The organism is Lysinibacillus sp. NPDC096418 (genome assembly GCF_044762775.1).
In the GTDB taxonomy this organism is placed as follows: Bacteria; Bacillota; Bacilli; order Bacillales_A; family Planococcaceae; genus Lysinibacillus.
Genome location: NZ_JBIWEY010000019.1, coordinates 74,652 through 82,201, shown reverse-complemented (window position 1 = coordinate 82,201; position 7,550 = coordinate 74,652). Strand labels below are relative to the sequence as shown.

The 7,550-nt window shown below is 36.1% G+C and carries 7 protein-coding genes and 1 pseudogene; 1 reads left to right on the top strand and 7 read right to left on the bottom strand.

Translation table 11 applies throughout. The features are described 5' to 3' along the window. Positions 1-111: 111 nt before the first annotated feature. The 4 genes and pseudogenes from ACIQZG_RS14770 to ACIQZG_RS14755 form a co-directional block, all read right to left on the bottom strand. Positions 112-555 (bottom strand): WapI family immunity protein, encoded by a 444-nt coding sequence (locus tag ACIQZG_RS14770; protein ID WP_402756207.1) that lies wholly within the window; start codon positions 553-555, stop codon positions 112-114. A 119-nt stretch (positions 556-674) separates the two neighbouring features. Continuing rightward, positions 675-779 (bottom strand): annotated as a pseudogene (locus tag ACIQZG_RS14765) (transposase-like zinc-binding domain-containing protein); the annotation flags it as partial. 545 nt (positions 780-1,324) lie between these two features. Then, positions 1,325-1,636, bottom strand: a complete 312-nt coding sequence (locus ACIQZG_RS14760) for a hypothetical protein (RefSeq protein WP_402756206.1) — start codon at positions 1,634-1,636, stop codon at positions 1,325-1,327. Between the two features lie 538 nt (positions 1,637-2,174). Beyond that, positions 2,175-2,312 (bottom strand): hypothetical protein, encoded by a 138-nt coding sequence (locus ACIQZG_RS14755; RefSeq protein ID WP_402756204.1) that lies wholly within the window; start codon positions 2,310-2,312, stop codon positions 2,175-2,177. Between the two features lie 318 nt (positions 2,313-2,630). Between ACIQZG_RS14755 and ACIQZG_RS14750 the strand changes: the two genes are divergently transcribed. Further along, on the top strand, positions 2,631-3,116 hold the full coding sequence (locus ACIQZG_RS14750; RefSeq protein ID WP_402756202.1) for a hypothetical protein: 486 nt from the start codon (positions 2,631-2,633) through the stop codon (positions 3,114-3,116). 80 nt (positions 3,117-3,196) lie between these two features. Here ACIQZG_RS14750 and ACIQZG_RS14745 read toward each other — a convergent pair whose 3' ends face one another. From ACIQZG_RS14745 to ACIQZG_RS14735, 3 genes are all read right to left on the bottom strand, one after another. Then, the gene (locus tag ACIQZG_RS14745; protein WP_402756200.1) at positions 3,197-3,451 is read right to left on the bottom strand and encodes a hypothetical protein; all 255 of its coding nucleotides are present in this window, start codon (positions 3,449-3,451) and stop codon (positions 3,197-3,199) included. Between the two features lie 204 nt (positions 3,452-3,655). Next, positions 3,656-4,546: an acyl-ACP desaturase gene (locus ACIQZG_RS14740; protein ID WP_402756198.1), complete on the bottom strand. Its 891-nt coding sequence runs from the start codon at positions 4,544-4,546 to the stop codon at positions 3,656-3,658. 387 nt (positions 4,547-4,933) lie between these two features. Next, complete coding sequence (locus ACIQZG_RS14735) at positions 4,934-7,540, bottom strand: cation-translocating P-type ATPase (RefSeq protein ID WP_402756196.1); 2,607 nt, start codon at positions 7,538-7,540, stop codon at positions 4,934-4,936. Positions 7,541-7,550 lie beyond the last annotated feature (10 nt).

The window sequence follows — 7,550 nt, the reverse complement described above, 5'->3', positions numbered from 1 at the left end:
AATCTAAAAAGGATGGCTCCTGTACAATACAGAAACCATCTCTTAGCTGCTTAATCTCTTTTTTTAGTTTGTCCTTGACTTAGGTACCACATTAAAAAGGCCCTCTTTTGTTTATATTTTTATTCCTTTAGAGTTTCCGTAATGGTCAACAAATATTCTCAAGTCCTCTAATGTTGAGGATAAAAAACTTTGGTCACTTTCTATTTCAAATTGTAATTCATTTTCCATATGAGCTTTTTCTTTAAAGTAACCTTGTAAAACAACTGTTCCCAATTGATTGAATACAACCTCTATTTTAATAGAAGTTTCATAGTTCCCAAAAGTAGCCATTCCTTTAAGTTCACAATAGCACTTATCTAGTTGCTTATAAAACTCATAAACATCACCAGTTGTAAACCACAATTCACCTAAAACATAATAATTTCCACTTTCAATTTCAACGTTGCCCTCAGCATCATAGCCACCAAAATGGCTTGTGTCTTTAGGAAAACCACTTACTTTTTGTAGTTCAATTCGGATAAAGCCCTGCTTACCTTTAATAGTAAATCCATTCATAGTTTTAACTCATTTCCTAAAAAGCTAATGGTTAATCAATAGCCATAACAATTTATAATTATATTTTCTTCATTCACTAAATTACTTTGGTGATAAAATAGGTAATACTGTTAGAATAAATCCTTACAAAGATAACGCTGACGAGCTTTATATGTACCATTTCTATTAACAGACATACTACCACAATGTTCACAGGCTAATCCATTAGAAAATCGTTTCTCCCGAATATCAACAATCTTATTTGAGATATTGGTAGTAGAATAGGGAAAAAAAGACCTCAAAAAAATATCATGAGCGTAAGAAAAGAATAAATTAAAAAGACTACATGATGGTGGTACATCATGTAGTCTCGTAATAGCAGGTTCCCCAAAAGGGACTGGCTGTTTTCAGGTATAATAACCCATCTGGACCTTTAACTGAAGGATGGGTTATTTTTTATGGTTAAATGAAAGAATTGATACAATCAATGCTGCGAATGAAACTGCGAACATTAATCCTTCAAAAACGGTCACTAGCACCACATGCTCGCACGAAGCGTGACATGCGGACGTTACCCCAGGAGCTGACGTCCATAATCTATGAGTGTAACCGCTAAACTAAAAAAGGACTGTGTGTATCCACACCCAATCTATACACCAAACATTCCGCATAATTAGCGACTGACTCGTGTTAACGTTTTAGAACTAGTGACCTTACTTAGTCGACAGGGTGACTATTTCTTTCAGTTTGAATAGACGCCTCAACGAAAGTAATGTGATCTGCACTTATTCTACGGCGCAAATTCAATTTGATGAGTCATTAATAAAATAATTGCGATGATCCAAAATATAAAAAATGATGAAGATAGAATCAAAGAGAGTATAGGTATAACATTTTTCTCCGTTTTTTTCGCAATCCCTATTAGAGAAATGACAATCCCTAAACCTGTAAGTGCAAACGTTATATAGTCTCCAGCCAAATTCCCAATGTTTGCAATTCTTGTAGGCGTTACAAAGACAATAAAAAAGCAAACCACTCCAATAATCAAGGAAATCAGACTAATCATCCCGTGTTTCTTTTGCATTACCATTTTATTTTCCATTCAAGTAGCCCCCTTCTAAAAAATCCATATCCTCTCTTTTATCTTTATGCATAAAATTTAAAATTGTTTCGTTTTCAGCAATATTAGCAAGGAGAACAACAATCATGATGTTGCCCCTCGAACATTCACCTATCTATTACCTTTCAATTACAGTACACATACGTTCGGTTATTAGAATCCTTCCCTTTAAAATACGCCTGCTGTATCGCCGTAAAATGCACCAAAGACATTTTGTTTGCAGTCACGTTTTACTTCGTTAGCTACCTTTAGTTGCAACGAATTAGCTAGTTGGTCAAATTGTTAATCTGATGGGATACCATGTTCCTTTGCATATTTCTTCAAAATCATTAGGGCCCGAGCTTGTTTATTTTTGTTTGGCGCTTGTTCCAAGTTATGATGGATGACTAAATTCCAATAAATCGTCGTGAAGGAGTAGTAAATTTGGTCATAGTTAAGTGCTAAAAGCGCAAGAAAATTGATTATATAATTGTTTAACCGCTTAGTTTTGTTGTTGTTTTACGTTACCGCTTGAGATTCTTTACCCCTGAAATTCTCCTTTATTTTTTGCTTGTGACATTGTGCCATATCCCTTTTTTATCGAATCTGCCATAACAGATTTGTCATACCTAGGTATTTCATTATTCGCTAAGCCATATACTTCGATATACCATTCCACAATACTGTATGTACCATGCTTTCCGGTTCCTCCAACATTAATGTCATTACAATTTTTAGTACACGTTTTTTTCAGAGTTCATTTTACCTTTTTCAGCACTTATTTCTTTTTTCTAGCGCTCATTTTTTTCCAGAACTCACCATTTTCCCTAACGCCCACATGATTATAGTTAGAAGTACCCTGTCTAGTAATGAATCGACAAGTAAAACAACCTATTCTTTAGTAAACTTTTCTATATATTACTTATTCTTTGGTATAGTTTTAGTAACTTTCTGCTGTTATGATTATGAAGCATTTACTAGAGAAGGAGGTTTTTTGATGAGTTATGATTCTTATTATAGTGATTATGATGCGGTCTTTGGTGGCTTTTTGATTATTGCTCTTTTAGTGTGTCTTGTTATGGCTCTTGTTTACTACTTAATTAGTGCTCTGATCTATTACACAACGTCTAAAACAAATGGATTTAACGATCTTGCTTACATCGCTTGGATACCGTTGATTAATGTATATAGTCTTTTCTTATTAACTGCGAATAGTGATGATGATGCAACCATTCGTTCTTCTGCGCTGAAAAATACGCTGATTTATTTCGGGTTGTTTATTATTTCTTTCGTCCCCGTTATCGGAATAATCGCATCACTCGTAATGGCCGGTTTTGTACTTTATTACTCGTATCGCTTACTGTATCGTTGGTCTGGTGAAACGGGTAGAGCGGTGCTATACGTTATATTATCGTTCTTCACAGGTGGTTTATTCTTTGCGGTATATGGCTTAATGCGCATGAATCAACCGTTCAAAGCTTAATCACATTGCATACAAAAAATTCTCTTTTCGTCTTAAAGACCTAAAGAGGATTTTTCGTATTTTTAGGACCATCCACTGAATTAGTTTTCGACTTCGAGAATAGCATCGATTTCTTCTTGGATTTCTCTATTCACCGAAAGAGAACGTTTTTTTCTCAATTCAAGATCCATATCTTTATCAATGAAGTTATTGGTATGTTTATCAAAACAATCGAAACAAATAGCGTAAAAATCTTTTTGCTCTTTCTTTAAAAAATCAAATTCCCATGTTTCAAATTCTAAATAACTTACTTTATTTTTCGTTTCAATTTCACATAATTCACAAGTTAGTTTCATTATAAAAACCCTTTCTTACATATGACTCTTCACCAAATTCTGTAGTTGACAGCACATTCCACTACATGCGGACGCGTCGCTTACGCTCCTACGGGGTCTCAAGCTGCTCGCTAATCACCAAAGAATTGCCGCCTTCCGTTCCATGTGCTTACTTCATTATTAAAATCGAGTACATGTTTTAGTGATGACCTTTTTACAAAACCTTTATATTTTTGCTAAATGGCGATCTTTAATTCTTTTTAGACGCCCATGGTAGTTCATGATATTCGCTTGTGCTTGTTTGGCCTCTTCGCTTGTAGGTTGTAAGTTAGCGATATCCCAATATTTCACCACTACATCTAATACTTGATCAAAATATTGTAGTGGTCCGTAGTTCGTATCGATGGCAATCGTTTTCATTCTTTCGTTAAAGTCAGGCATTACTGCGCCTGGCATCGAGAAATTAATAATGACATTCTCGAAAAACACAATGAAATTTGGATCAAGTTCAAGATGTGCTTTCACTGTGTCGCGGTAGAATGCATAATGAAGTGCTTCGTCTTTCGCTAAACGTCGAAGTAATGTAGCTAAATCTTTGTCATACTGCCCCGCTATTTTCGCTACATTATTGTAAAAAACAAGTGTGCCCAACTCTTGCAATGAAGTATAAGCCATTGTTGCTAGTGGATTCGTGAAATCTGGGAACCAACCATTTTCAACTATTCGCTTTCTTAATTCATGCAATCTTTTAGGATTTACGTTGCGTGTCACCAATAAATACGTTTCTAGTAAGTTAGAGTGCTGGTCTTCTTCAGCCGTCCAAGTATGTACAAAATCATTGATGACTTCCATTGAATTTTTAAATGTGTAATCCAAATGCGACGTATACCAAGGTAAATTTGCTTCCGTCAGTAATGCAGTTTCGATCGCAACAATGACACCTTCTGGAAGAGTTACTTGGCTCTCATCCCAAGGAACTCGTTTAAAGGACATCGCCTTGTCCCATGGAATAAATTCGTGATAACTCCAGTCAATATTTGCTGAGCGCTCCTTATGTAATTGATATAATTCTTTAATGCACGGTTCTAAGCGCATATCCAAATCTGAATTTAACATTCTCTTATCCCCTTAATTTTTTGCTAATAATTAGAATTTTCTCAATAATTATAATTTACTTTAGCAATAAAAGATATAGAGAAAAAGCACTTAGAGTAATAGGAGCTTTAAAAGGAATCTCGGAGCATAGTAGTAAAAACAATATTTCACTAAAATGACAAGGAGCTACCTTAAAAGAAAAAATAGTATGCTGAGAGTACTTTTAGTATGTTATCTATTTTGATAAACAGGTGAAAATCCGCGTAGACTCCTGCGGGAACAGCACAAGACGTAAGACGCAACAAACCGCGCGTAGCGAGGGTTGCGTCTTACGCTGTGCCTGCGGAAAGCGAAGCGGATTTTCACCATATAGAAATGTAGTTGTTCTGCTTAAATTATAAAGTAATATTATTTATTTCTCACAAACAACAGTTTATACCACTGATTCACGATAAACGGTAGAATGGACAAACTATAAATAAACCCTAATTGTGCGGCACTTATTGTAGCAACTTCAAATACACCCATAAGCGATGGGATAAATAATACTAAATGTAGCAGGACTACCCCTATTAAAAATGCTAGCCACGTATATTTATTCGAAAATACACCAATTGTGAAGATCGACTCCCTCGATCTGGAGTTGAAGCCATGTATTAATCTGGACAAACATAATGTTGTAAATGCCATTGTACTTGCCGTTAACGTATCGCCTGTTGACAACCCGATTTGAAATGCAACACATGTAGAAATAGCAATTAATATCCCTTCGAGTATCACTTGCGTTGTAAATCTTTTATTTAGCAATGGCGTGTTAATATCTCTAGGCTTGTCCTTCATTGTTTTCTTATTATGCGGCTCTAATCCTATTGCAATTGCTGGTAAACTATCGGTAAGTAGGTTAATAAATAATAGATGCACGGGTGCAAATGGAACCGGCAAACCTAGAACTGTTGCATATAAAACAACAAAAATGGCACCTGCATTCCCTGATAATAAGAATAGAATGGCGTTTTTTATATTCGTGTACATACTTCTTCCGTTCGAAATGGCTTTGACAATCGTTGAGAAATTATCATCTGTTAAAATCATAGACGATGCATCTTTCGCTACCTCTGTACCTGTGATTCCCATTGCCACACCAATATCCGCTTGCTTTAGGGCAGGTCCATCGTTGACCCCATCTCCGGTCATCGCAACAACATTGCCTTTTTCTTGCCAAGCTTTTACGATGCGAATTTTATGCTCTGGCGTTACACGGGCGTAGACAGAAATATCTTGGACCTTTTCTTGGAGCTCTTGATCCGTTAATTTTTCTATTTCATAGCCTTCGATTACTTCAGATGGATCGTTTAAAATCCCAATTTGCTTGGCAATAGCTGTTGCCGTGATTTTATGATCACCTGTAATCATCACTGGTTTGATACCAGCTTTTATACAGCTTTCTACCGCCGCTTGCGACTCTTTTCTCGGTGGATCCATCATCGCCACTAAGCCGACAAAGATTAAATCTCTTTCGACTCCGGCATGAATCGATTGATTTTTCCTCACTTCTTTGTAAGTAATCGCTAATACACGTAATCCATTCATAGAAAAATCGCGATTGACTTCTTCTATTTTCCTTCTCTGTTCGATTGTAATAGGCTGAATACCGTTAGAAGATTCTATTTTCGCAATTTTAGGTAGTAGGACATCTAATGCTCCCTTTGTAATCATGATCGTTTGCTGATTAATTTGATTCACAGTACTCATTAACTTCCTGTCTGAATCAAAAGGAATTTCAGCAACTCTTGGATAATGCTCCCGAACATCTAATTCGTCAAAATAATAATGCTTCCCTAATTTCACAAGTGCAATCTCAGTTGGGTTACCGATTTCTTTCTGATCACTTTCTACTGCGTCACTACATAAAAGTGATTTTATAATAAGACTTTTCTCAATGGGATTGCCAATAGAAAGTCGATCATGAGGAATGACTTTTTGATCTACATATACTTGTTGAACAGCCATTTTATTTTCTGTTAATGTACCTGTTTTATCTGAACAAATAACGGATACACTGCCCAAACTTTCAACTGCATAAAGCTTTCGTATAATGGCATTTTCCTTTGCCATTTTCTGTGTGCCGAAAGCAAGTACAATCGTCACAATCGAGCTAAGTGCTTCTGGTATGGCGGCAACTGCAAGTGCAACTGCAAACATAAACGATTCTACTAACTCGCGTCCTCGGAATAAATCAATCAGGAAAATACCTAAACAAATAATTGTAATCCCTAAAGCTAGCTTCTCGCCAAAGTCATCAAGACTCACTTGTAACGGCGTTTTCTTCTCTTTGGCAGTATCTAATAAATTAGCGATTTTCCCGATTTCCGTTTTCATCCCAATTGCGGTAACGGCTACAATTCCACGTCCAGTAGTGACAAAGCTTCCTGAGAAAACCATATTTCGTTTATCACCAATTGTTATATGACTCTCTTGGATAGGCGTGATCATTTTCGCTACAGCCAATGATTCTCCCGTTAGAGAACTTTCATTTATTTGCAGGTTATAGCCTTCTACTAACCTTCCATCCGCACTAATATAATCGCCTGCCTCCAAATAAAGAAGGTCTCCAACAACTATATCCTTCGAAGGAATCTCTACTAATTGATTATTCCGCATTACCTTAGCGATTGGCGAGGTCAACGTTTTCAAATTGTCCAAAGACTGTTCAGCTTTTACATGTTGTACTGTTCCTAGTATCGCGTTTAATATAACGACAATTGCGATTACAATAGTACTTTCTACTTCACCCAATAAAAATGAGATGAAAGCTGCTATCATTAAAATAATGACTAATAGATCTTTAAACTGCCCCATAAAAACAGCAAATGTACTTATTCTTTTTCCTTCCACCAATTCATTATAACCATATACGTCTCGTCTCTTTTCGATGTCATAATCACTCAACCCTTGATCTGTTACATTTAACTGATTCATAACTTCAGTTGATGATTGTTGATGATAATCTGGCATTCGATTCCCC